Raw genomic sequence first — 21,549 nt, 5'->3', positions numbered from 1 at the left:
TTACCCCCTCCCTGACCCTGACCCTGGCCCTCTCCCCAACCCCTCTCCCGCAGGGAGATGGGCTTCAAGCAACGCTTCACCCGAACCGACACGACACCATGTCCCAACCAACCACCATTGCCACGCCCTCCCGCTCACGACGCCAGATCGTGCTGCGCGTATTGGCTGCCATGTTCGGCGGCTACGTCTTCGCATGGGGCACGGTGGCGTTGGCAACCTGCCTGTTGTTCGCCGCAAAACTGGACTTCCACGATGCAGAGTTCCTCGGTGCCTTCATCGGCCTGCTCGCCTACGTGACGGTGTTCCTGTGGAGCATCGCGACCCAGCGCCTGCTGCGCGTCTGGGTCGCCCTGTTCGGCGGCGGACTATTGATGGCGGGCGCTGCATCGCTGGTCCAATCCCTGCTCGCATGACCGGAGAAGCCCATGTTCAATAGTTTCCGGCAAGCAATGGCGTGGCTGCACACCTGGTTCGGCTTGGCACTGGGTTTCGTGTTGATGGCGGCGTTCTTCTTTGGCGCGCTATCGGTCTTCGACCGCGAAATCGATCGTTGGGCGATTCCCGCCACCCGCATCGAAGCGCAGCCGATGCCGTCCTTCGAGAAGGTACTGCGCCCCGCATTTGAGCGCATGCAGCCGAACAAGGAAGCCATCGATGCGATGCGCCCGCGCGTCAACGGGCCGATGCCCGCGCACTTCGACAAGGTCGCCAGCTGGAGTGCCTACACCACCCACCGTGACCCAGTGCTGGCCCTGTATGCGGGCTACCAGGTGCCCAATGCCAAGGACCCGGAAGAGCTGATCTGGGCCTACGCCACCATCGATCCGCGCGATGGCAGCGTACTTCCCGACGACCACTTGAAGATCGGCAGCGGCTTCTTCTTTCCGCTGCACTACGGCCTGACTCTGGACTGGAAGAACCTGGGCATCTGGATCGTCGGCTTCTCCGCACTGGTGATGCTGGCCGCGCTCATCAGCGGCGTGGTGATGCACCGGAAGATCTTCCGCGAATTCTTCACTTTCCGCCCAGGCAAGGCCAGGCTGCGCAGCGTGCTGGACCTGCACAACCTCACCGGCGTGGTGGCGCTGCCGTTCCACTTTTTCTTCGCACTGACCGGCCTGCTGATCTTTGCCGGCACCTATTACTTTCCGGTTGGTCACACCCAACTGCATGATCTGCACGACCTGCACGAACGGATGGAAGCGCAGGAAACCGGCCTGCCGCATCAGCGCGCGGGTGTTGCCGCTGGGCTGGCATCGGTGGATGAGATGGTCGCGCAGGCGCGGCGGCGCTGGGAAGCCAATGACAAGGCCGGCGATGTCGGTTTCCTGGTGTTGCAACATGTTGGCGATGCCAATGGCTATGTCAGCGTGTACCGCGCCGGCACCGACCGCATCGCATTGGTCGGCGATGGCATCCACTTCAAATCCACCGACGGGAAACTGATCCGCGAAGATCCAGCCGCCACGCCGGTGGCACGCATGGCCGAGTTCCTCACCGGCCTGCACCTGCAACACTTCCGCCATTGGCTGCTGCGTTGGCTGTACGTGTTCGGCGGCCTTGCCGGTGCCGTGTGCATCGCCACCGGCTTCATCTTCTTCGTCGAGAAACGCAAGCGCCAGCACGCCCAACAAGGCAGCCAAGGCGCACGCATCGTAGACGCGCTGGCCGTGACGACAGTGACCGGCATGGTTCTGGCCACGCTCGGCATCCTGATTGCCAACCGCCTGCTCCCCGAGGCCCTGCCCGGCCGTGGCAACTGGGAGCGCTATGCGTTCTGGGCGGTGTGGGCGCTGGCACTGGTGCATGCGGGTGTGCGCGGTGCACCGGTGGCACGCGGCCTGGCCAACCCGGCATGGCGCGAACAGACCTGGGCCATCGCGGTGATGGCAGTCGCAGCCGTGGCCTTGAACTGGATCACCACTGGCGACCATCTGCTGCGCACGCTGGCGCGCGGCTATTGGCCGGTGGCGGGTATCGATCTGTTCCTGCTCGGCAGCGCCGCCATCGCTGTTATTGCTGCGAGCAAGCTTGGCCAGCGCGCGCACCCAAAACAGATCGCACACCAGGACAACGCTCATGCATGAATCTCTGTCCGCCAACCTGATGCTGGCTGCCGCGCTGTTGAGCAGCCTTGTCGGCATGGCATGGCTGGCGTTGTCGATGCAGGTGCATGCATTGCAGGTGTGGCCGCGCCCGCCATTGCCGGCCACCCTGCGTTTGCTGCGCATCCTCGGCAGCTTCAGCGTCTGCGTTGCACTGGTGCTGTGCCTGGCAGTGGATCACGCCACGATGGCGGTGCTGGTCTGGGTGATGGCCTTGAGCGCTGCGGCGATGTTGGTGGCGTTTACGTTGTCTTCGCGGCCACAGCGCTTGCGCGTTTTTGCGCCCTGGATCAGGTAACAACGCAGTCAGCAGGCAATGCAGGCTGACTGCCGACGTCAGCGCTGTTCGCCCATGTGCTCGCGATACGCAGCAGCTTCCGCATGCAGCCATTCGCGGAATGCCTGGAAACCGCGGTGGTCGGTCGAGCGCTCCGGATAGACCAACCAATGCGACCACGCGGTCTTCAAGCGCTGATCGGACAGCAACAGCAACTGACCCGACTGCAACAGCAGCTGCGCGCGCGTTACCCGCCCGAGTGCTACACCCACGCCCTCCAGCGCAGCACGATGGTGCGACTCGGAATCATCAAAGATCGCAACGTAGCGCTTGGGCGCCTCTGCACCGGTCAAGGCGAACCAACGATCCCATTCGCCATCCGGGTCGCCCAACAGCGGCCACTCCGACAATGGTTTCGCACCGATGCCGCCCATGCGCTCCACCAATGTCCGGCTGGCCATTGGTACCAACCACTCGTCGATCAAGGGCTCGGCGATCACCCCCGGCCAACGGCCATCACCGATGCGCATCGCCCCATCGAACTGCAGTTGCCGCTCGAAATCGATCAGCAGTTGGTTGGACTGCAGGTTGATCTCGATCTGCGGATGCGCCGCAACGAATCGACCCAAGCGCGGTACCAACCATGCCGATGCCATCGTCGGCACCGCGCTGATCGACAACACGCAATCACGCCGCGCCTGGAACGGACGGAATACCTCGTTGATCGCATCCAGGTGCGGGCCAACCTGATCGAGCAGGCGCCGCCCTTCCTGCGTCGGCGCCACACCGCGCGCCTGCCGTAGCAGCAGCGGATAGCCGAGCCGCTGCTCCAACTGGCGCATCTGGTGGCTCAAGGCACTGACGGTGACGTTCATCGCCTCGGCCGCGCGCGACATGTTGCCCATGCGTGCGGCGTGCACGAAACCCTGTAGGAACTGAAGTGGGGGCCTGGACATTTGACTTGAGTTTTTCTCAATACGTATTTGAGGGATGCTCGCTTTTACTGACTATAGCCCGGAACTAACCTCAACCCACTCTCAACACGGAGCAGGGAAATGAGTGTTTATACCGATCTGCTGTTCATGCATGGGCATATCGCCAATGTCGAGCTGGCCAGGCAATTGGCGGGCCAAGACGGCACCGCCGCCGCAGCCGAGGGGGCAAGCGACATTGGCAAGACGCGCAGGGATGAGCGCGGCCATGAACCCGCAGACGCCCCCGCGCGCGCGATGCCCCTGCCAACGGGTGCCTGCTCGAATCGTTGAAGCCTGCCCGTTCCGATCCGCGTCCAACAGCACAGGCCCGCCTCTCCGCCATCAACCGCGCCGCTACTTGGTATGGTTCGACAGATGAAAACCCACCACTGGCGCGGCCGAGCGGCCGCCTTGCTCACCACCGTCGTGATTCTGTGCATCATCTCCAACCCGGAACTGGCTACGTTGGTGCCTGTGCTGGATGCATTGGGGCTGGAAGTGCTGCTCGCGCTCTTCTCCGCACAGCTGATGGTGATTTTTTCGGATGTGCTGCTGCCGTATGCGCGGCATTTTCATCAGCGTTGGGGCAGGCGCGCGTTGAAGCCGGTTGGTGATGCGCTGCTGTGTGCAGCCGGCGGCTATCTGCGGCAGTTGGTGGGGCACGTACGACTTGCAGGGGTGCCAGCGCGCGTTGCTTGAGCGCCAGTTTGTAGGAGCGGCGTAAGCCGCGAAGCTGACGGTATTGAAGCCATCCGCATTTTTGCCAACTGATGATGTATCGGCTTCGCGACTTACGCCGCTCCTACAAAGGCGAGGAAGCCATGTTGCGGATTGCTTGACGCGCTTTCGCCTACCCTCACCCCAACCCCTCTCCCGGCGGGAGAGGGGCTTCAGGGTTTAACGACAAAGGCCCGCCAATGGCGGGCCTTTGCATTTGTTGCGTGCTGCGAAGAAACCGCTGGCGCGATTACTTGGCGGCAGCTTCCTCGGCCTTCGGGATCGAGGCTTCGGTGGTGATGCGGATCTTGACGTCGTCGCTGACGGCCGGGGCGTAGGCGCCCACGCCGAAATCGCTGCGCTTGATGGTGGTGGTGGCATCGAAGCCGACCGACGGCACCTTGGCCATCGGGTGCTCACCGGCACCGTTGACGGTCACGTCCAGCACCACCGGCTTGGTGATGCCCTTGACGGTCAGGTCGCCGGTCACGGTCAGCTTGTTGGTACCAGCGGCTTCCACCTTGGTGCTCTTGAAGGTGGCGGTCGGGAACTTGGCGGCATCGAAGAAATCGGCGCTGCGCAGGTGCTCGTCGAACTTGGCGGTGAAGCTGTTCAAACCGCTCAGCGGCAGGGTCACTTCCACGCTGGACTTGCCGACGTCAGCGGCGTCGTACACCAGGGTGCCGTCCGCGTTACCGAAGTGCGCGCTCGGGTTGGAGAAGCCCATGTGGCTCCACTGCACCAGCACGTCGGTGTGGGTCGGGTCGAGCTTGTAGGTGCCGGCGGCGATCTGGATCGCAGCAGCTTCCGGGGCAGCCGGTGCAGCAGCAGCCGCTTCAGCCGGCGCAGCTGCGGTTTCGGCCGGGGCGGCAGCCGGGGCAGCGGTGTCGGCCGGCTTGGAGCAGGCGGTGATGGCAGCGGCCAGGGCCAGCGGGAGCAGCAACTTGGACATAGCGGACATGGGTCTCTCCTTGGAGGTGATAGACGGGATTATTTTCAACAAGCACGGCGTCAGCCGGTGTGACGGACGCCGCGTGGAACACTTCAGCAATCAGGCAATGCGCGCGGCTTCGTCGAAGGAAAGCCGCGGCAAGCGCGGGAAGATGCCGGACGGGTCGCCATAGCCCAGATTGACGAGGAAATTGGACTTGATGGCGGTGCCGGCAAAAAACGCTTCATCCACCTTGGCCGGGTCGAAGCCCGACATCGGGCCAGCATCCAGGCCCAGCGCGCGCGCGGCCAGGATCAGATAGGCACCCTGCAGGCTGCCGTTGCGGAACGCAGCCTCGTGGCGACCTTCGCGCGGGCCGTCAAACCAGGCCTTGGCGTCGGTGTGGGGGAACAGGTACGGCAGCTTCTCGTGGAAATCCAGATCGAAGCCAACGATCGCCGTGACCGGGGCAGCCAGGGTCTTGGCCAGATTGCCCTCGGACAGGGCCGGGGCCAGCTTCTGCTTGGCTTCAGCCGATTTGACGAACACGAAGCGTGCCGGGCTGGCGTTGGCGGAGGTGGGTGCCCACTTCAGCAGGTCGTACAGGGCGCGCAGCTGGCTGTCCTCGACCGGACGGTCCTGGAACGTGTTCTGGGTGCGGGCGGTGCGGAACAGCTGGTCAAGCGCGGCATCGTTGAAGATGTCGGACATGGAAACTCCGTGATGAATTGGCTACGGTCGTGACATTGCACCGGTCAGCCCGGGACAATGACACGCCGATCAGAGGTCGCAGTGTAGAGCCCTCTGGCTGTTGCAACACCCAGCCTTTTTGAAACGAATTAATGCCATACGCGAAACGATCGACGCTCCCCTGGACGATCACCGACGGCCGCGCCGGCAATGTGCGCCAGGCGGTGGCGTTGGCGTCTGCGCTGGGCCTTGGTGGCCAGCAACGCCTGCAGCTGCAGCCGCAGGCACCCTGGCGCTGGCTGGCGCCGCGCCTGTTGCCGGGCGCTGCGCGCGCTTTTGGACCGCAGTTCGCGCAGTTGGCCGGCAATGCGCCGGCGCTGGCGATTGGTTGTGGCCGGCAGGCCGCTGGCGCATTACGGGTGCTGCGCCAACACGGCAGCCGCACCGTGCAGATCCTCGACCCACGTATTTCCCCGCGCCACTGGGACCTGCTGGTGGTGCCCGAGCACGACCGCCTGCGCGCGGACAACGTGCTCACCCTGCTGGGCAGCCTCAACCCGGTCAGCGATGACTGGCTGGCCTGGGGCCGGGCCGCGTTCTCCAGTTTCGAGCAACTGCCGGGGCCGCGCACCGCCTTGTTGGTCGGCGGCCCTACCGATCATGCACCGTGGCAGGACAGCGACATCCAGCCACTGTTCCAGCAACTGGCCGCGCGCATCCGCGCCGATGGCGGCAGCGTGCTGGCCACCACTTCGCGCCGCACCCCGCGCGCGGTGACGGCCGCCTTGCTGCGTGCCTTCGACGATGTGCCCGGGGTGATCTGGGCCGATGGCGGCGATGGCTCCAATCCTTATGCCGGGCTGCTGGGCTGGGCCGACCGTATTGTCTGTACGCCGGACTCGGTCAACCTGCTGTCGGAAGCCTGCGCCACCCGTGTGCCGGTTGGGGTGTTGCTGGGTACACGTGCGCAGGGGCGGATGGCGTCCTTTCAGCAGGCATTGCGGGAGCGTGGACGGTTGTTGGATGGGCTGGCTGCGTTGGATGCCGACTTGGGTGTGGAGGTAGAGCCCTTGCGCGAGACCAGCCGGATTGCGGCTGAGGTGAAGCTCAGATTGAGGTTGTGAGCGACTCTGGCCCTGGCTGTTGCTCTAGCTGTTGCTCTAGCTGTTGCTCTAGCTGTTGCTCTAGCTGTTGCTCTGGCCTCTGCCATTAGCTCGTCATTCCCGCGAAGGCGGGAATCGCTCTTGGCTCTTGGCTCTTCGCCCTTGGCTCTGGCTTCGATTCCTCCGTACGAAAGAGGAACCAAGGCACAGCAAATGCAGGAGCAAGAGCAGGAGCGATTCCCGCCTTCGCGGGAATGACGAGCTGAAAGCAAGCAGGGCCAAAGCCAAGCTCAAAGGCAAAGGCTCTGGCAAAGGCAACGGCAGCCTCCCCTCCCCGCCAATCGCCTAGAATGGCGCCTGATTTTCTGATTGGAGCAGGCCCCATGCCTTCTTTTGACGTCGTATCCGAAGTTGACAAGCACGAGCTGACCAACGCCATCGACCAGGCCAACCGCGAGCTGTCCACGCGCTTCGATTTTAAGGGTGTGGCCGCAAGCTTCGAGCAGGATGGCGAGAAGCTGATCAAGCTCACTGCGCCCACTGATTTCCAGCTCAAGCAGATGTCGGACATCCTCAAGCAGCGCCTGGCCGCGCGCAGCATCGATTTCCGCTGCATGGAGTTCGGCGATATCGAGACCAATCTGGGTGGCGCACGCCAGCAGGTGACGGTCAAGCAGGGCATCGAGCAGAAGCTGGCCAAGCAGATCGCCGCCAAGATCAAGGAATCCAAGATCAAGGTCGACACCCAGATCAACGGTGACAAGCTGCGCGTCAACGGCAAGAAGCGTGACGATCTGCAGGAAGTGATGGCGCTGCTGAAGAAGAGCGATTTCGAACAGCCGCTGCAGTTCGACAACTTCCGCGACTGATGTAAAGCCGTTGCAGCAGGCTCAACCGGCCTGCTGCAGCTTGCGGTACAAGGTGGTGCGCGAAATACCCAGCTGACGTGCCGCTGCGCTGAGATTGCCGGCATGCGCCGCCACCGCTTCACGCACCGCCTGTGCGCCCTGGGTGCGCAGCGAACTCGTCGCTGCCACCGCAACCGCCTTGGTACTGGCCCGCGCGCGCACCGGCCCGCGCAGATACTGCACCTGCAAGGCGCTATCCGCGTGCAGCGGCACCCGATGCACCGGCCCGGCCTGCAGCAGGCGGCGGCGCTGGTGCATGCTGGCTTCGGCAAACACGCCATCCAGGCGCATCAACGGCAATGCGCCGCTGCGCGGCAGGCCAAGAATGCGCCGCGCCACACTGTTGGCGGCACGCAGCTGGCCGTCCTCGCCCACCGCCAGAACACCTTGTAGCGGCGTGCCCAACCAGCGCGCATCGTGCTGCACGGCCAGCAGATGGCAATCGCGCTGTTGCTGGATCAGCTGGTTCTCGATCGACAGTGCGGCCTGACGGAAGTAACCACGCAGCAGTTCGCTGTCACGCTCGCCGATGCCGGTGATATCCAGCGCACCCAGCACCTCGCCATCGGCACCGTGCAGCGGCACGCTCAGGCAATAGACCTGCGAAAACTCATCAAGATAATGCTCGTTGCCGCGCACCAGCGCCGGTGCGTCCTCGGCCAGTGCGCAGGACGGTGCGGTGGTGCCGACCTCGATCTCGCGCACGCGTCGGCCGACCTGGATCGGCCGCAGAATCGCTTCATCGCCAAGACCGTGCTCGCGCTGGGCAATGATCAGGCCATCACGGTTGACGCAGAACAGGGTCCAGCGGCGGCCACCGAACGCCGCCCATAGATCGTCCATGTCCTGGCGTACGCAACGGGCAAGCAAGCGGTCTGCCGGATCGTCCAGACGCAGCTGGCGTTGTGCCAGCGACGAATACTGCGGCGCCTGTTGTGGGCACACGCCCGCTTGTCGCGAGCGCTCCCACGAGCGCAGCACGGCCGGTGCCAGCAACTGCGCAGGCAGGCTGCCACCCTCGGCGAAGCGCTGTCGCGCCGCTGCCAGGCGTTGCTGCTGTTGCACGAGCGTGGTGGCCATGGGCGTCCTCCAGACAACTGCGCCCAGCCTACACCTCGCTCGCTGACTGAATCGCCATCGCGAGCCAGCACGGCCCGCGATGGTTTGTTCCATCAACCGATCTTGAGTATCGGCTTCAAGGTGATGCCCTTGGTGCTGTCTTCGGCGGCCTGGTTGATCTGCTCCAGCGGATAGAACTTGACCAGCTTGTCGAACGGGAAGCGGCCCTGCTGATACAGCTGTACCAGCTGCGGAATGAACACCTTGGGCACACTGTCACCTTCGACGATGCCGCGGATGCTGCGGCCGCCCAGCAGCAGGTTGTTGATGTCGAACGCGGCCTTGGTGCCCAGCTTGGGCGCACCCACCACGCCGATCACGCCCAGACCGGCCAATGCCTCGATGCCCTGCTCCAACACCTCCGGGCGACCGGTGGACTCCAACGCGAAATCAACACCACCGCCAGTAATCGTACGCACCGCCTCGATCACATCCACCTCGCGGCTGTTGATCGTGTGGGTGGCACCCAGTTCCTTGGCCAGCTCCAATCGCGACGGCACCACATCGATGGCGATGATGGTGGTGGCACCTGCCACGCGGGCAGCCATCACCGCGCTCAGGCCAACCGCACCCGCACCATAGGAAGCAAAGCTGCTGCCGGCGCGGACCTCGAGCGAGTTGATCACCGCACCGGCACCGGTCTGGATGCCGCAGCCCAGCGGGCCCAGCAGTTCCAGCGGCGCGTCGACGGGCACCTTGATCGCATTGTTCTCGCGGCTGAGCGCATAGGTGGCGAACGAGGACTGGGCGAAGAAATGATCGTGCAGCGGCTGACCGTGCGGGTCCTGGATGGCGGTGCTGCCGTCCAGTTCGCCACCGCCGAAGTTCAGGCCAAAGAAGTCCTTGCAGTAGGCACCGTGGCCGCCGCTACACGGATTGCAGTGGCCACAGGCACCGTAGGTGAGCACCACATGGTCGCCGACCTTCAGATCCTTGACGCCCGGACCCAGCGCTTCGATCACGCCCGCACCTTCGTGGCCGAGCACCGCCGGCAGCGGCACCGGGTAGTACTGGTCACGCACGATCAGGTCGGTGTGGCACAGGCCAGTAGCAACGACACGCACCAGCACTTCGTCATCCTTGGGCCCGCGGATGCGCGCTTGCTCGATGGTGAACGGCTTTTCCTTCTCACGCACCACTGCCACGGTGATGTCACGCAGTTCTGCAGATGCACTCATGGGTTTCTCCTGTTCAGAGCGGATAGGCCGGGGCTTCACCTTTGATGGTCAGCCATTGCCATTGGGTGAACTCTTCGATGTTGGCGGGGCCGCCGATGCTGCTGCCATTGCCGGAGGCGCCAACGCCACCAAACGGATTGATGACTTCGTCATTCACGGTCTGGTCGTTGATATGCAGGATGCCGGTATGCAGCTGTTCGCCCAGCTTCAAGGCACGGCCGACATTGCTGGAGACGATCGCCATCGACAGGCCGTACTCGGTGTCGTTGGCCAACGCTGCAGCCTCTTCATCGCTGTCGAACGGCACCACCACCGCCACCGGTGCAAAGATCTCCGCGCGGAAGGCGGGATTGGTCTTGTCCACGCCGCTGAGCACGGTCGGTTCGAAGAACAGATCCTGGTAGCTGCCGCCGGTTTCCAGGGTTGCGCCGGCCGCTGCCGCCTCGGCCACCACGCGCGCGGCATGGTCACGCTGCTGCGCGTTGATCAAGGGACCGAGCGCGACATCGGCAACGGCCGGATCACCGACCGTCAGCGACTGCGCCTTGGCGATGAGCTTCTCCAGGAACTGGGCATAGATGCCGCGTTGCACCAGCACGCGGCCGGTGGCCATGCAGATCTGCCCCTGATGCAGATAGACGCCCCAGGCGGTATTGGCGATGGCCAGGTCGATGTCGGCATCATCGAGCACGATCAGCGCATTCTTGCCGCCGAGCTCCAGCGACACTTTTTTCAGATGCCGACCCGCTGCTTCGCCGACCTTGCGGCCGGCAGCAGTGGAGCCGGTGAACTGGATCATGGCGATATTGGGATCGCTGGTCAGCGCCGCACCCGCTGCACCGTCACCCGGCAGCACGTGCAGTACACCGGCCGGCAGCCCGGCCAGTTCAAACAGACGGGCGATAACAAAGCCACCGCAGACCGCCGTGCGCGGATCAGGCTTGAGCACCACCGCATTGCCCAGCGCCAGCGCCGGTGCCACCGCGCGCATCGCCAGGTACAAGGGGAAGTTGAACGGGGAGATCACGCCCACTACACCCAGCGGACGCCGCCGGGCCAGGTTGAGCCGCCCCGACGCCGACGGCAGGATCTCGCCAACACTGCGCGAGGGCAGCGCTGCGGCCTCCTGCAGTGCCTTGCTGCTCACCTTGTTCTCGAAGCCGGCCTTGAGCTTGGTCGAACCGGACTCACGCACCAACCAGTCGATGATCTCGGCGGCGTGTTCATCGGCCAGCTGCGCGGCACGACGCAGCACCTGCGCGCGGGTTTCATAGGGTGCATTGGCCCAGTCGCGCTGTGCCTTGGCGGCGGCAGCAGCCGAGCGCGCGATCTGCGCCGGGTCTGCCATTGCGATACTGCCGAGTACCTTGCCGGTGGCCGGCTCGATCACGTCCTGCTGACCGCTACCGGCCTGCCATTGACCATCAAACTGCTTGCCCGCCCATAACGCGGGGGGAAGAAATGCCTGTTCTGCCATTGCCTGTACTCCTAGCGTGGTCTGTGCCGACATTGAATACCTGCGCCCGGCAGCTGCCTATTAGCCTTCGGCGAGAACCTTGCAAGCCGCTGAAAGCATGGGAATTTCAACAATGCACGGTGTCCAGTTTGTGGACAGTGAACGCCATTGCGATGACAGCACGACGGCAGCCAACGCCGAGGACCACTACAATCGCCTGCCCTGCCAGCCTGAGCGCCAGCCATGAACGAAGAAGCCGCCATCGATCCCATCGCCGTCACCCGCAACTGGCTGGAAAAAGCGGTGATCGGATTGAACCTGTGCCCGTTCGCCAAGGCGGTCTACGTCAAGAACCAGGTCCGTTTCGTGCTCAGTGATGCGACCACGCCGGAGGCACTGCTGGAGCAGCTTGCCGAGGAGCTGCTGCTGTTGCGCGATACCCCGGTGGAGCAGGTCGACACCACGCTGATCATCCACCCTGAGGTTCTCGGAGATTTCCTGGACTACAACGATTTCCTGGAAAACGCCGATGCGGCGGTGGAAGCGCTGGATCTGCAGGGCATCCTGCAGGTGGCAAGTTTCCACCCGCAGTACCAGTTCGCCGGTGCTGCGCCGGATGATGTGAGCAACTACACCAACCGTTCGCCCTACCCGACCCTGCACCTGCTGCGCGAGGACAGCGTTGAGCGTGCGGTGGCGGCGTTCCCGGATCCGGACGTGATTGTCGAGCGCAACATCGCCACGCTGGACCAGCTGGGCGTGGAAGGCTGGCACCGTGTGTTGGCCGGCGGTGAAGGCAACGCCTGAAAGATGACCTGTAGTGCCGAGCCATGCTCGGCAAGCAGCGCGTCGTTGTAGTGCCGAGCCATGCTCGGCAGAGGCCTTTACCGGTAATGCCTCAAGCCGAGCATGGCTCGGCACTACGTTGGGCATTGCTGGTAAAGCCCCTTGCCGAGCATGGCTCGGCACTACCGGTGAGGCGTCAGGCTGCGCTTACCGGCAGCCATTGCTGCAGTAGCTCGCGCACGTCGTGCAGCGAGGCGGTGATGTGGTGGCCGTAGCCGCGCACTTCTTCGTCCGGCTCCAGCAGGTCCGGAATCTGGATGGTGGTCATGCCTGCGGCCAATGCGGCGCGTACGCCGGTTGGGGAATCTTCCAATGCCAGGCAAAGTGCCGGAGCGATGCCTAATCCACGCGCGGCGTGCAGGTAGATATCTGGGGCCGGCTTGGAATGGGCGACATCGCTGCTGGTGGCAACAAACTGGAAATACTGCAGCAGCCCAGCCGCTTCCAACTTGCGTTGGGCAAGCGGTGAACGCGTCGCGGTGGCCACCGCGCGCGGGATTTCGTACTCGCGCAGCAATTCCAGCAACTCGATGATGCCCGGCCGCAACGGCACGCCGGCATCAACGATGTCGGCATAGCGCGCATAGGAATCGGCCAGCAGTGCGTCGGTACGTTCCATGCCCAACACATCGGCCAGCTTTTGCCGGGTGGTCGCGTCGGAGGAACCAATCAAGGACAGCAGCAGCGGGCGCGGCAATGCATAGCCATGATCCTGCGCGGTCTGTTCCAGACAGCCCATCAGCGCACGCTCGCTGTCCAGCATCAGGCCGTCCATGTCGAACACCAGCGCCTGCGGGCGGGCCAACAATTCCATCAGGCCTGTTCTCCGAACAGCACGGCCAGATCGGCGGCATCGAGCTGACGCCATTGGCCTTCAGGCAGATCGCCCAGGCCCAGTCCACCAATGCGCGAACGGTGCAGCGCCTGCACGTGGTTGCCCACCGCGGCGAACATGCGCCGTACCTGGTGATAGCGGCCTTCGTGCAGGGTCAGTCGCGCCGCGCGCGCGCCCAGCACCTCAAGTTCGGCGGGCAGCAAGGGCTTGTCGTCCGATTCCAGCAGCAGTGCGCCGCTGGCGAACTGTGCGGTCTCGGTGCCGCTCAGGTCTTCCGCCAGCTGCGCTTCGTAAACCTTGTCCAGCTTCGACTTCGGCGACACGATGCGGTGCAGCAGCTGGCCGTCATCGGTCATCAGCAACATGCCAGAGGTATCACGATCGAGACGGCCGACGCTGGACAGCACCGGGTCGCGATCACGGAAACGCTCGGGCAGCAGCTCATAGATCAAGCGGCCGTGATCCTTGGTGGAGCAGGTATAACCGGCCGGCTTGTGCAGCATCAGGATCAGGCCCGGCGGCGGGTCCAGCACCTCGTCATCGATGCGGATGTTGTCGTGCTCCACCTTGTCGTCGGCATACAGCACATCGCCCTGCGCATCGGTGACGCGGCCTTCGCGGAACATCTGCTGCACCTGCTTGCGGCTGCCGTAACCAAGGTTGGCGATGTGCTTGACCAGCTTCATGCGCGGCCCCGGGTGCCGACGATGACCTTGAAACCATCTCGCTCGGCGGCAACACGCACCTGGCCGAAGCTCTCGGTCAGGATCTGCTCGTAGGGCAGATGGCGGTTGGCAACCATGAACAACTGCCCGCCCGGGCGCAGCGACTGCGCAGCCACGGCGATGAAGCGACGGCCGATGTCGGGCCGGTCTTCGCGCGCAGGGGTGTGGAACGGCGGGTTGGAGACGATGAAGTCGTAGCGGCCATCGATGCCGGCAGTGACGTCCTGCCAACGGAAGTCCAGCTTCACCTGCTCGCCGACCTCGGCCAGGTTGTGGCGGGCCAGGGCCAACGCGCGCGCCTCGGCTTCGTACAGATCCAGCGCGGTGACCTTGGGGCAGCGTGCCAGCACTTCGGAGGACAGATAGCCCCAGCCGGCGCCCAGATCGGCGCCACGGCCGGCCAGATCCGCCGGCAGCTGCTCCACCAGCAGGGCCGAAGCCGGATCGATGCGGTCCCAGGCAAACACGCCGGGGCGGCTCAGGAAGCGGCCATCGACGATCTTGCGCGGTGCATCCAGCGCAGCCCAGCGCTTGTGCAGCGCCTCGTCGTGCTGGCCTTCGGCCGGCAGCGACCAATAGGCACGGCAGTGGTTCTTGGTCAGCGTGCCGCCCAGCCCGGCCAGCTGCTGCAGGTCGCTTTCGCCGGAGCGTGCGCCTTCATTGTTGGACTGGCAGGCGAGGATGATCCCGCCCGGGGCCAGTTTGCTCAGGGCCTGGGCAAACAGCGCGCGGGCTTCGTCGCGCTGCCGCGGCGGCAGCACCAGTACCAGCGCGTAACGCTCGTCGGACTGCTCCAACGCCTGCTCATCGCGCACTTCCCAGCCACTGCGCTGCAGCGCCTCGGCAAACGGGCGGAAGCTCTGCGAGCAGACCAGCTGTGCGCTGTCAGCATGCTCACGCAGCGGCCAACCATCGCGCGCGCGCAGGAACAGGACCGGCCCCTGCGGCCAGCGCAGGCCAGCCTTGGTGAACGGGAGGAACAGGGTTTCCAACGGAGCGTCGTGCGGAGCAGGCATGCCGGTAATTCATCTAGCAGGGCCGACCATTCTACCGGGCCGACCCCGGTCACCGGCCGCAGCCAGCTGAATGAGGGCTCGCGCCCGCGCTGGATCAGGGTTCGGCGGCCGGCAAATGCTGCACCTGGAGCACGCTGTCCAGCCACACCACATGCTGCTGGCAGGCCCGCAACAGGTCTTCCAGCCGCACCGTTGCGTTCACCCCGGGCTCCTCGTTATGGTCGGCAAAGTGCTGCAATGCTGGCTGCGCGGTGACCGTACCGGCCACGCGGCTGCCATCCTTGAGGACCAGCATTACCCGCGCCTGCTCCGGCAACTGGCCGAGCAGCGCCTCCAGCGATGCGATCAGCATCGGGTCGGAGTAGACATGGGGCGCGTACAGGGGCATGGCAGCGTCCATGAGTGAACGCCGTCACAGTACCGTTTTCCCGCGTGAAATCCGCGCAAAGACTTTGTGGGAGCGGCCCCTTCCACATAGCATCTGAGGAGTCACCCGCAATCCGCTGCAAGTCCCCTGGCGTCGGCTTTTTCCCCCAGTTGGAAGAGAAACCAAATATTTCAGCGCGGCAAGCGCGCATCGCGGATCGCCGAAATCAGCTGCGCCACGCTGTATGGCTTGGCCAGATGCCCCTGGAAACCAGAGGAGAACGCGCGCCGCCGATCATCTGCGCGAGCCAGCGCGGTCACTGCCACTGCCGGCAGCTCTTCACCACCAACACCCAGGGTCTCGCGCAGGGTGTGGATCAGGCCGTAGCCATCCATGCCCGGCATGCCGATATCGCTGATCAACACATCGAACGCGGTATGCCCGCGTAGATCCAGCAACTCCAGCGCCTCGGCGGCCGTGCCGGCGGTGACCACCGATGCGCCCTGCTCTTCCAGCAGGCGACGGATGTAGCCCAGCATGTCGACCTGGTCTTCCACCGCCAACACGCGCAGGCCCTGTAGAGCATTTGGCACCAGCACCTGCTCACCGATGCGGCCACGTTGTACACGCCGGCGCGGGTGGCGTGCCGCTTTCTGCGCCTGGAACTCGGGCAGGCACACGCGGAACGTGGCGCCTTTCCCGGGCCCATCACTGGCCGCTGAAACCCTGCCGCCGTGTAGTTCGGTCAGCTGTTGGACGATGGCCAGACCCAGCCCCAGACCACCATGGCGACGGGTAGTGGTGCTGTCGGCCTGGCTGAAACGACTGAATAGATGCTCCAGGAACTCCGCCGCGATGCCGTCACCATCGTCCCTGATCTGTACCACCAGATACCCGCCTTCGTGCTGCAGGCTGATCTCGATCCGGCCTTCAACCGGGGTGAACTTGATCGCATTGGACAACAGGTTGCCCAGAATCTGCTGCAGACGGGTGGCGTCGCCGAGCACCGGCTGCGGCAGCTCGGGCAACTCCAACAGCACCGTCTGCGCCTTGCCTTCGGCCACCAGTTCCTGCGCGCGCACTGCTTCGCGCAGCTGCTCGGACAGATCCAGCACTTCCACTTCCAGCTGCACCTTACCCAGCAACATGCTGCTCAGGTCGAGCATGTCCGACATCAGGTTCTTCTGCGTCATCGCACTGCTGGCGATCACTTCCATGCCGCGCCGCATCGGGTGATCGGCTTCCATGCGCTGCAGCAGCAGCTCGCTCCAACCCAGTACCGTGGTCAGCGGTGTGCGCAGTTCATGCGACAAGGTGGCGAGGAATTCATCCTTCATCCGCGCCATACCTTCGGCGGCGTTGCGCGCTACGCGCTCGGCGGTGAGCAGATCTTCGCGCGCCATTTCAATCTCGCGGCGCTCGGTGATATCCGGGCTGTTGCCAGCCAGGCCAATGAAGCGGCCATCGGCCGAGAAGCGCGGGACGGCGTTCATTTCCAACCAACGCCATTGCCCATCGTGACGGCGCACGCGGGTATTGGCGTGCAGCTCGGTTCGGCCGTTCAACGCGGCCTGCAACTCGTATTCGAACGAAGCACGTTCGTCCGGATGCAGAAAGCGCTGCCAAGGGTCCGGCCCCAGATCCTGATCAGCTGGTAGCCCGAAGAAGGTGAAGAAGGCGGTGTTGACGAAGCGCAGCTGGCCGCGGTCATCCACCACCCAGACCGGCATCGGCAGACCGTCTGCCAAGGCACTGAAACGCGCCTCGCTTTCAGCCAGTTCGGTTTCAATCCGCTTGCGTGCGGAGATATCAAACAGAAACACCGCTACCTGGTGTTTGTCGGGCTTGCCGATGCGTACCGCTTCCACCGAATACCAGCGCGACGGCTCCGACACCTGACGCTCGAACTGGCTGATCCCACCCTCACTGACCACCCGCCCAAAAGCCTGGAACCAGTCCGCCTCCATCGCCGGCACCACCTCACTGGCGCGGCGACCGGTGACATTGCTCAGCCCGGTGACCTTCTGGAAACCAGCATTGACCTTGCGATAGATGAAATCCACCGCGACACCGTGCTCAAACACCAGCTCTATCACGCAGAAACCGCTGGCCACTGCATTGAATACCTCCCGATAGAGGCTGGAGCTTTCCAGGTCCTCTTCATCCAGAGACAGCAATGACAGGTGTGAGTCCGGGTTGGGGGCAGGCATTGTCGGAAAGGTGAAAGGGCGCGGCAAAATGAGGGAGATGTACCCGGCAGTCTGGGCGAGAAACCATCCACATGCTGTGATGATGAACCATCGCGCAATCCACGACTGCGAACTGGCACAGGATTCATTGCAGCGTAATGCTGTCGGCCCCACACTTCTATCATCAAAGTCCACAGGAGCACGTCATGAAAACACTGACCGTTACCGGACTTGTCCTGGCCTGCCTGCTGGCTGCTGGCGGCGCCGATGCCAAGCCGCGCACTGTTTCCGATCCGCAAGCCCCGCGTGCCCTGCCTGCTGAAGGCCCGGTGCAGGTGCAGTGGACCGACCCGGCCCAGTTCACCGAGCTGCGTTACAGCCGCAACCGCTGGGATGCCCAGCGCGGCGACTGGGTGGAGGATCTGGCCGAGTACCTGCGCAAGCAGGCCAGCAAGCAGTTGCCGGAAGGGCAGAAGCTGGACGTGACCATCACCGACATCAAACGCGCTGGTGATTACGAGCCTTGGCATGGCCCGCGTCTGGACGATGTGCGCATCATGCGCGACATCTATCCGCCGCGTATCTCGCTGCAGTTCACCTTGACCGACGCCAATGGCCAGGTCATCGACCAAGGCGAGCGCAAGCTGTCCGACACGGGTTATCTGCTCAACAGCAGCCTGCCCAACAACACCGACCCGCTGCGGTACGAAAAGCGTCTGCTCAATGATTGGGTACGCCGCGAACTGCAGAGCGATCGCAGTACTGCAGGCTTGTAATTCGTAAACGCATAGATAGGAAACAGCAAAGGGCCGCAATGCGGCCCTTTTTGTTTCACCTGTAGTGCCGAGCCATGCTCGGCAGAGGCTCTATCGGTACGCTGAAACTTGTGGGAGCGGCATACGCCGCGAAGCTGGTGATCCAAGCGATCACAGATATGCCAGCAACTTCATTGCCGCCAGCTTCGCGGCTGACGCCGCTCCCACAAATGCAAAATGCAAAATGAAACGGGCCGCGACGCGGCCCGTTTCATTCATTGCACCCGGCAATCTCACTCCGACAAATACACCCGCGGCGTGCGCTTGAGACTGCACGGCAAGCGATAGGCGCTGGTATTGCAGCGCGGTGCCAGCTCCGAAATGGTCGGCGCATTGCCCCACAACTGCACGATGCTGCCACGTGCGGCCTGCGGGTGATCGGTCAGGTCCACGGTCAACATGTCCATCGACACACGGCCAATCAGTCGCCCCGGTACGCCATCGATCAACACCGGCGTGCCATTGGGTGCGAATTGCGGATAGCCATCGGCGTAGCCCATCGCCACCACGCCTACGCGCGTTGGCTTTTCAGCAACAAAACGCGCGCCATAACCCAGCGGTTCGCCGACGGCGAGTTCACGCACCGCGATCACCCGCGACTGCAGGGTCATCACCGGGCGCAGCTGCGCGGCATGCGGACTGGGCTGCGGATACAGCGGATCGGCGCCGTACAACATCAGGCCCGGGCGTACCCAGTCACTGCGCACATCCGGCCAGCCCAACAGTGCCGGCGAATTGCACAGACTGGTTTCACCGGCCAAACCTTCTGTCGCACGAACGAAGACATCGAGCTGCTCGCGGGTGCGGTTGCTGTCCAGTTCATCGGCACGCGCCAGGTGGGTCATCAACACCAGCGGGCCTACCTGCGGCAGAGCGCTCAAGCGCGCATGTGCGTCGCGGAACTCTTCCGGCGACAGGCCCAGCCGGTGCATGCCGCTGTCCAGCTTGAGCCAGATACGCAGCATGGCATCGGTCTTGAACGCTTCCACTGCTTCCAGCTGCCATGACGTGGCCACCACTACCCAGAAGTCGTGTTCGACGATCAACGGTAGCTCGGCCGCGTCGAAGAAGCCTTCCATCAGCAGGATCGGGCCACGAATGCCGGCCTGGCGCAGCTCCAGCGCTTCTTCGATGCAGGCCACGCCAAAGCCATCGGCCTCGTCCTGCAGCGCGCGTGCGCAAGTCACGGCGCCGTGGCCGTAGGCGTCCGCCTTGATGATCGCCAGCGCCTTGCCACCGCCGAGCTGGCGGGCCAGCCGGTAGTTGTGGCGCAGTGCGTCCAGGTCGATCAGTGCCTGTGCCGGGCGCATCAGTGCTGGCCCTTGCCGTAGCGGAAGATATCCAGGCCTTCGGTGCTGATCTGCGGCTGCTTGCCGCTCATCAGATCGGCCAGGTAACGACCGGAGCCGGCCGCCATGGTCCAGCCCAGGGTGCCGTGGCCGGTATTGAGGAACAGGTTGCGATACGGCGTTGCGCCGATCACTGGCGTGCCGTCCGGCGTGGCCGGGCGCAGGCCAGTCCAGAAGCTGGCCTGCGACAGGTCGCCGCCGTCCGGGTACAGGTCCTTGACCACCTTCTCCAGCGTGGCGCGACGGCGCGGCTCCAGCGACAGATCGAAACCGGCCACTTCAGCCATGCCGCCAACGCGGATGCGGTCTTCGAAGCGGGTGATGGCGATCTTGTAGCTTTCGTCGAGGATGGTCGAATTCGGTGCCATCGCTGCGTTGGTGATCGGCAGGGTCAGCGAGTAACCCTTCAGCGGATATACCGGCAGCTGCATGCCCAGCGGTGCCAGCAGCTGCGGCGAATAGCTGCCCAGCGCGAGCACGTAGTGGTCAGCGGTCTCCAGCTTGCCGTTGATGCGTACGCCGGTAATGCGGTCGCCATCGGTCTGGATCGAAGCGATGTCCTGGTCGAAGCGGAACTCGACACCGGCCGCTTCGGCCAGCGTCGCCAGCTTGTTGGTGAACAGCTGGCAGTCGCCGGTCTGGTCCTCGGGCAGGCGCAGCGCGCCGACCAGCATCTCGGTCTTGCCGGCCAGCGCTGGCTCAACCCGGGCGATGCCCTGGCGGTCCAGCACTTCGTAAGGCACGCCGTACTCGCGCAGCACCTCGATGTCCTGCGCGGCGGCATCCAGCTGCTGCTGGGTGCGGAACAACTGGGTGGTGCCCAGCTGGCGGCCTTCGTAATCGATGCCGGTGGCGGCGCGCAGCTCGTTGATGCAATCGCGGCTGTAGTCGGACACCCGCACCATGCGCGCCTTGTTGACCGCATAGCGGGCCGAGGTGCAGTTGCGCAGCATCTGCCACAGCCAGCGGTACTGGGCGATGTCGGCGGTCGGGCGGATCGCCAGCGGCGCGTGTTCCTCGAACAGCCACTTGATCGCCTTGAACGGCACACCCGGCGCAGCCCACGGCGAGGTGTAGCCGAACGACAGCTGGCCGGCATTGGCAAAGCTGGTTTCCAGCGCCGGGGCCGGCTGCCGATCCACCACGGTGACCTCAAAGCCGGCCTGCCGTAGATACCAGGCACTGGTCGTGCCGATCACACCGCTGCCAAGCACCAGAACGCGCATTTTCATTCTCCGGACCACATCATTCCCTGCGCACGGGACGGCAGGGGCTAGGAACGGCGCAGTATATTCAGGGTCAACCAGTGTTTTTAGCTGTATTGATATGCCTGATCAGGGTAATTTCCTGTTTCGTTCATCATAAGCAGAGCCACCATGGCCACCCGCAGCCGCGAACTGGACAAGATCGACCGCAAGATCCTGCGCATCCTGCAGCAGGAGGGGCGTATCTCCTTCACCGAGCTGGGCGAGCGCGTCGGCCTGTCGACCACGCCCTGCACCGAGCGCGTGCGCCGGCTGGAGCGAGAAGGCGTGATCACCGGCTACTACGCGCGGCTGGACCCCGCCTCGGTCAAAGCCAGCCTGCTGGTGTTCGTGGAGATCAGCCTGGCCTACAAATCCGGCGACATCTTCGAGGAGTTCCGGCGCGCGGCGCTGAAGCTGCCCAACGTGCTGGAATGCCATTTGATGTCCGGTGATTTCGATTACCTGCTCAAAGCGCGCATCAATGAGATGGCCTCCTACCGCAAGCTGCTGGGCAGCACCCTGCTGACCTTGCCGCACGTCCGCGAATCCAAGAGCTACATCGTGATGGAAGAAGTAAAAGAAACCCTGTGCCTGCCCATAGCCGAGTAGTGGGGGGGGGGCGGGTGCGGGGGGTGGGGGCGGGCGGGGGGGGGGGACCTGGGGGGGATGGGGGGGGTGAACGCCCCGCGGCACGCCACGCCC

23 protein-coding genes are annotated in these 21,549 nt (G+C 64.2%); 10 read left to right on the top strand and 13 right to left on the bottom strand.

Going from position 1 to position 21,549, the window contains the following annotated elements:
• Positions 1 to 98: 98 nt before the first annotated feature.
• Genes ACVOLL_RS12180 through ACVOLL_RS12170 form a run of 3 tightly spaced genes read left to right on the top strand, consistent with a single transcriptional unit; the run spans position 99 to position 2,403 of the window.
• On the top strand, positions 99 to 413 hold the full coding sequence (locus ACVOLL_RS12180; protein ID WP_481513107.1) for an iron uptake protein: 315 nt from the start codon (positions 99 to 101) through the stop codon (positions 411 to 413).
• Between the two features lie 12 nt (positions 414 to 425).
• On the top strand, positions 426 to 2,087 hold the full coding sequence (locus tag ACVOLL_RS12175) for a PepSY-associated TM helix domain-containing protein (RefSeq protein ID WP_481513106.1): 1,662 nt from the start codon (positions 426 to 428) through the stop codon (positions 2,085 to 2,087).
• Entirely contained in the window at positions 2,080 to 2,403 is a 324-nt protein-coding gene (locus tag ACVOLL_RS12170; RefSeq protein ID WP_481513105.1) for a DUF3325 domain-containing protein, read from the top strand. The genes ACVOLL_RS12175 and ACVOLL_RS12170 overlap by 8 nt, the downstream gene beginning before the upstream one ends.
• A 38-nt stretch (positions 2,404 to 2,441) precedes the next feature.
• Here ACVOLL_RS12170 and ACVOLL_RS12165 read toward each other — a convergent pair whose 3' ends face one another.
• Positions 2,442 to 3,338 (bottom strand): LysR substrate-binding domain-containing protein, encoded by an 897-nt coding sequence (locus ACVOLL_RS12165; RefSeq protein WP_481513104.1) that lies wholly within the window; start codon positions 3,336 to 3,338, stop codon positions 2,442 to 2,444.
• A gap of 99 nt (positions 3,339 to 3,437) precedes the next feature.
• Between ACVOLL_RS12165 and ACVOLL_RS12160 the strand changes: the two genes are divergently transcribed.
• Together ACVOLL_RS12160 and ACVOLL_RS12155 are read left to right on the top strand one after the other, a co-directional pair.
• Positions 3,438 to 3,647, top strand: a complete 210-nt coding sequence (locus ACVOLL_RS12160) for a hypothetical protein (RefSeq protein WP_481513103.1) — start codon at positions 3,438 to 3,440, stop codon at positions 3,645 to 3,647.
• An 84-nt stretch (positions 3,648 to 3,731) separates the two neighbouring features.
• On the top strand, positions 3,732 to 4,055 hold the full coding sequence (locus ACVOLL_RS12155) for a hypothetical protein (RefSeq protein ID WP_481513102.1): 324 nt from the start codon (positions 3,732 to 3,734) through the stop codon (positions 4,053 to 4,055).
• A 268-nt stretch (positions 4,056 to 4,323) separates the two neighbouring features.
• On the opposite strand, the gene ACVOLL_RS12150 is transcribed toward ACVOLL_RS12155, so the two are convergent.
• A complete protein-coding gene (locus ACVOLL_RS12150; protein ID WP_481513101.1) occupies positions 4,324 to 5,034 on the bottom strand; it encodes a YceI family protein in 711 nt (236 codons plus the stop codon).
• 90 nt (positions 5,035 to 5,124) lie between these two features.
• Positions 5,125 to 5,715 (bottom strand): malonic semialdehyde reductase, encoded by a 591-nt coding sequence (locus ACVOLL_RS12145; protein ID WP_481513100.1) that lies wholly within the window; start codon positions 5,713 to 5,715, stop codon positions 5,125 to 5,127.
• 131 nt (positions 5,716 to 5,846) lie between these two features.
• Here ACVOLL_RS12145 and ACVOLL_RS12140 point away from each other — a divergent pair, with 131 nt between their 5' ends.
• Together ACVOLL_RS12140 and ACVOLL_RS12135 are read left to right on the top strand one after the other, a co-directional pair.
• Positions 5,847 to 6,818 carry a mitochondrial fission ELM1 family protein gene (locus tag ACVOLL_RS12140; protein WP_481513099.1) on the top strand — a complete coding sequence of 324 codons (972 nt, stop codon included), beginning with the start codon at positions 5,847 to 5,849 and terminating at the stop codon, positions 6,816 to 6,818.
• Between the two features lie 362 nt (positions 6,819 to 7,180).
• Positions 7,181 to 7,666, top strand: a complete 486-nt coding sequence (locus tag ACVOLL_RS12135; RefSeq protein ID WP_481513098.1) for a YajQ family cyclic di-GMP-binding protein — start codon at positions 7,181 to 7,183, stop codon at positions 7,664 to 7,666.
• Between the two features lie 21 nt (positions 7,667 to 7,687).
• Here ACVOLL_RS12135 and ACVOLL_RS12130 read toward each other — a convergent pair whose 3' ends face one another.
• The 3 genes from ACVOLL_RS12130 to ACVOLL_RS12120 all read right to left on the bottom strand — a co-directional run bounded on the left by ACVOLL_RS12130 (position 7,688) and on the right by ACVOLL_RS12120 (position 11,479).
• The gene (locus ACVOLL_RS12130) at positions 7,688 to 8,785 is read right to left on the bottom strand and encodes a helix-turn-helix domain-containing protein (RefSeq protein WP_481513097.1); all 1,098 of its coding nucleotides are present in this window, start codon (positions 8,783 to 8,785) and stop codon (positions 7,688 to 7,690) included.
• Positions 8,786 to 8,877: 92 nt separating this feature from the next.
• On the bottom strand, positions 8,878 to 10,002 hold the full coding sequence (locus tag ACVOLL_RS12125; RefSeq protein WP_481513096.1) for an NAD(P)-dependent alcohol dehydrogenase: 1,125 nt from the start codon (positions 10,000 to 10,002) through the stop codon (positions 8,878 to 8,880).
• A 13-nt stretch (positions 10,003 to 10,015) separates the two neighbouring features.
• Positions 10,016 to 11,479, bottom strand: coding sequence for a benzaldehyde dehydrogenase (locus tag ACVOLL_RS12120; RefSeq protein WP_481513095.1), 1,464 nt, complete (start codon positions 11,477 to 11,479; stop codon positions 10,016 to 10,018).
• Positions 11,480 to 11,701: 222 nt separating this feature from the next.
• Between ACVOLL_RS12120 and ACVOLL_RS12115 the strand changes: the two genes are divergently transcribed.
• Positions 11,702 to 12,265, top strand: coding sequence for a DUF1415 domain-containing protein (locus ACVOLL_RS12115; protein ID WP_481513094.1), 564 nt, complete (start codon positions 11,702 to 11,704; stop codon positions 12,263 to 12,265).
• A gap of 175 nt (positions 12,266 to 12,440) precedes the next feature.
• Here ACVOLL_RS12115 and ACVOLL_RS12110 read toward each other — a convergent pair whose 3' ends face one another.
• The 5 genes from ACVOLL_RS12110 to ACVOLL_RS12090 all read right to left on the bottom strand — a co-directional run bounded on the left by ACVOLL_RS12110 (position 12,441) and on the right by ACVOLL_RS12090 (position 17,457).
• Positions 12,441 to 13,118 (bottom strand): HAD family hydrolase, encoded by a 678-nt coding sequence (locus ACVOLL_RS12110; RefSeq protein ID WP_481513093.1) that lies wholly within the window; start codon positions 13,116 to 13,118, stop codon positions 12,441 to 12,443.
• A complete protein-coding gene (locus tag ACVOLL_RS12105) occupies positions 13,118 to 13,825 on the bottom strand; it encodes a pseudouridine synthase (protein WP_481513092.1) in 708 nt (235 codons plus the stop codon). Before ACVOLL_RS12105 ends, ACVOLL_RS12110 begins: the two co-directional genes overlap by 1 nt.
• Positions 13,822 to 14,880, bottom strand: a complete 1,059-nt coding sequence (locus ACVOLL_RS12100) for a class I SAM-dependent methyltransferase (protein ID WP_481513091.1) — start codon at positions 14,878 to 14,880, stop codon at positions 13,822 to 13,824. Before ACVOLL_RS12100 ends, ACVOLL_RS12105 begins: the two co-directional genes overlap by 4 nt.
• A gap of 94 nt (positions 14,881 to 14,974) precedes the next feature.
• Positions 14,975 to 15,268: a DUF3247 family protein gene (locus ACVOLL_RS12095; RefSeq protein ID WP_481513090.1), complete on the bottom strand. Its 294-nt coding sequence runs from the start codon at positions 15,266 to 15,268 to the stop codon at positions 14,975 to 14,977.
• A 170-nt stretch (positions 15,269 to 15,438) separates the two neighbouring features.
• The gene (locus ACVOLL_RS12090; protein ID WP_481513089.1) at positions 15,439 to 17,457 is read right to left on the bottom strand and encodes an ATP-binding response regulator; all 2,019 of its coding nucleotides are present in this window, start codon (positions 17,455 to 17,457) and stop codon (positions 15,439 to 15,441) included.
• A 185-nt stretch (positions 17,458 to 17,642) separates the two neighbouring features.
• On the opposite strand from ACVOLL_RS12090, the gene ACVOLL_RS12085 reads away from it, so the two are divergent.
• Positions 17,643 to 18,212, top strand: coding sequence for a DUF3016 domain-containing protein (locus ACVOLL_RS12085; protein ID WP_481513088.1), 570 nt, complete (start codon positions 17,643 to 17,645; stop codon positions 18,210 to 18,212).
• A 272-nt stretch (positions 18,213 to 18,484) separates the two neighbouring features.
• On the opposite strand, the gene alr is transcribed toward ACVOLL_RS12085, so the two are convergent.
• On the bottom strand, positions 18,485 to 19,561 hold the full coding sequence (gene alr, locus ACVOLL_RS12080) for an alanine racemase (RefSeq protein WP_481513087.1): 1,077 nt from the start codon (positions 19,559 to 19,561) through the stop codon (positions 18,485 to 18,487).
• A complete protein-coding gene (locus ACVOLL_RS12075) occupies positions 19,561 to 20,826 on the bottom strand; it encodes a D-amino acid dehydrogenase (RefSeq protein ID WP_481513174.1) in 1,266 nt (421 codons plus the stop codon). The genes alr and ACVOLL_RS12075 overlap by 1 nt, the downstream gene beginning before the upstream one ends.
• Positions 20,827 to 20,976: 150 nt before the next feature.
• On the opposite strand from ACVOLL_RS12075, the gene ACVOLL_RS12070 reads away from it, so the two are divergent.
• Entirely contained in the window at positions 20,977 to 21,456 is a 480-nt protein-coding gene (locus ACVOLL_RS12070) for a winged helix-turn-helix transcriptional regulator (protein WP_481509823.1), read from the top strand.
• Positions 21,457 to 21,549: the final 93 nt, after the last annotated feature.

The organism is Stenotrophomonas sp. STEN035, assembly GCF_056759935.1.
This window is presented reverse-complemented; position numbering and strand designations above follow the sequence as displayed.

Excerpts from the sequence above, each read along its gene's own strand:
- ACVOLL_RS12180 (WP_481513107.1), top strand. The coding sequence starts at position 99 with ATGTCCCAACCAACCACCATTGCCACGCCCTCCCGCTCACGACGCCAG.
- ACVOLL_RS12175 (WP_481513106.1), top strand. The coding sequence starts at position 426 with ATGTTCAATAGTTTCCGGCAAGCAATGGCGTGGCTGCACACCTGGTTC.
- ACVOLL_RS12170 (WP_481513105.1), top strand. The coding sequence starts at position 2,080 with ATGCATGAATCTCTGTCCGCCAACCTGATGCTGGCTGCCGCGCTGTTG.
- ACVOLL_RS12165 (WP_481513104.1), bottom strand. The coding sequence starts at position 3,338 with ATGTCCAGGCCCCCACTTCAGTTCCTACAGGGTTTCGTGCACGCCGCA.
- ACVOLL_RS12160 (WP_481513103.1), top strand. The coding sequence starts at position 3,438 with ATGAGTGTTTATACCGATCTGCTGTTCATGCATGGGCATATCGCCAAT.
- ACVOLL_RS12155 (WP_481513102.1), top strand. The coding sequence starts at position 3,732 with ATGAAAACCCACCACTGGCGCGGCCGAGCGGCCGCCTTGCTCACCACC.
- ACVOLL_RS12150 (WP_481513101.1), bottom strand. The coding sequence starts at position 5,034 with ATGTCCGCTATGTCCAAGTTGCTGCTCCCGCTGGCCCTGGCCGCTGCC.
- ACVOLL_RS12145 (WP_481513100.1), bottom strand. The coding sequence starts at position 5,715 with ATGTCCGACATCTTCAACGATGCCGCGCTTGACCAGCTGTTCCGCACC.
- ACVOLL_RS12140 (WP_481513099.1), top strand. The coding sequence starts at position 5,847 with ATGCCATACGCGAAACGATCGACGCTCCCCTGGACGATCACCGACGGC.
- ACVOLL_RS12135 (WP_481513098.1), top strand. The coding sequence starts at position 7,181 with ATGCCTTCTTTTGACGTCGTATCCGAAGTTGACAAGCACGAGCTGACC.
- ACVOLL_RS12130 (WP_481513097.1), bottom strand. The coding sequence starts at position 8,785 with ATGGCCACCACGCTCGTGCAACAGCAGCAACGCCTGGCAGCGGCGCGA.
- ACVOLL_RS12125 (WP_481513096.1), bottom strand. The coding sequence starts at position 10,002 with ATGAGTGCATCTGCAGAACTGCGTGACATCACCGTGGCAGTGGTGCGT.
- ACVOLL_RS12120 (WP_481513095.1), bottom strand. The coding sequence starts at position 11,479 with ATGGCAGAACAGGCATTTCTTCCCCCCGCGTTATGGGCGGGCAAGCAG.
- ACVOLL_RS12115 (WP_481513094.1), top strand. The coding sequence starts at position 11,702 with ATGAACGAAGAAGCCGCCATCGATCCCATCGCCGTCACCCGCAACTGG.
- ACVOLL_RS12110 (WP_481513093.1), bottom strand. The coding sequence starts at position 13,118 with ATGGAATTGTTGGCCCGCCCGCAGGCGCTGGTGTTCGACATGGACGGC.
- ACVOLL_RS12105 (WP_481513092.1), bottom strand. The coding sequence starts at position 13,825 with ATGAAGCTGGTCAAGCACATCGCCAACCTTGGTTACGGCAGCCGCAAG.
- ACVOLL_RS12100 (WP_481513091.1), bottom strand. The coding sequence starts at position 14,880 with ATGCCTGCTCCGCACGACGCTCCGTTGGAAACCCTGTTCCTCCCGTTC.
- ACVOLL_RS12095 (WP_481513090.1), bottom strand. The coding sequence starts at position 15,268 with ATGCCCCTGTACGCGCCCCATGTCTACTCCGACCCGATGCTGATCGCA.
- ACVOLL_RS12090 (WP_481513089.1), bottom strand. The coding sequence starts at position 17,457 with ATGCCTGCCCCCAACCCGGACTCACACCTGTCATTGCTGTCTCTGGAT.
- ACVOLL_RS12085 (WP_481513088.1), top strand. The coding sequence starts at position 17,643 with ATGAAAACACTGACCGTTACCGGACTTGTCCTGGCCTGCCTGCTGGCT.
- alr (WP_481513087.1), bottom strand. The coding sequence starts at position 19,561 with ATGCGCCCGGCACAGGCACTGATCGACCTGGACGCACTGCGCCACAAC.
- ACVOLL_RS12075 (WP_481513174.1), bottom strand. The coding sequence starts at position 20,826 with ATGCGCGTTCTGGTGCTTGGCAGCGGTGTGATCGGCACGACCAGTGCC.
- ACVOLL_RS12070 (WP_481509823.1), top strand. The coding sequence starts at position 20,977 with ATGGCCACCCGCAGCCGCGAACTGGACAAGATCGACCGCAAGATCCTG.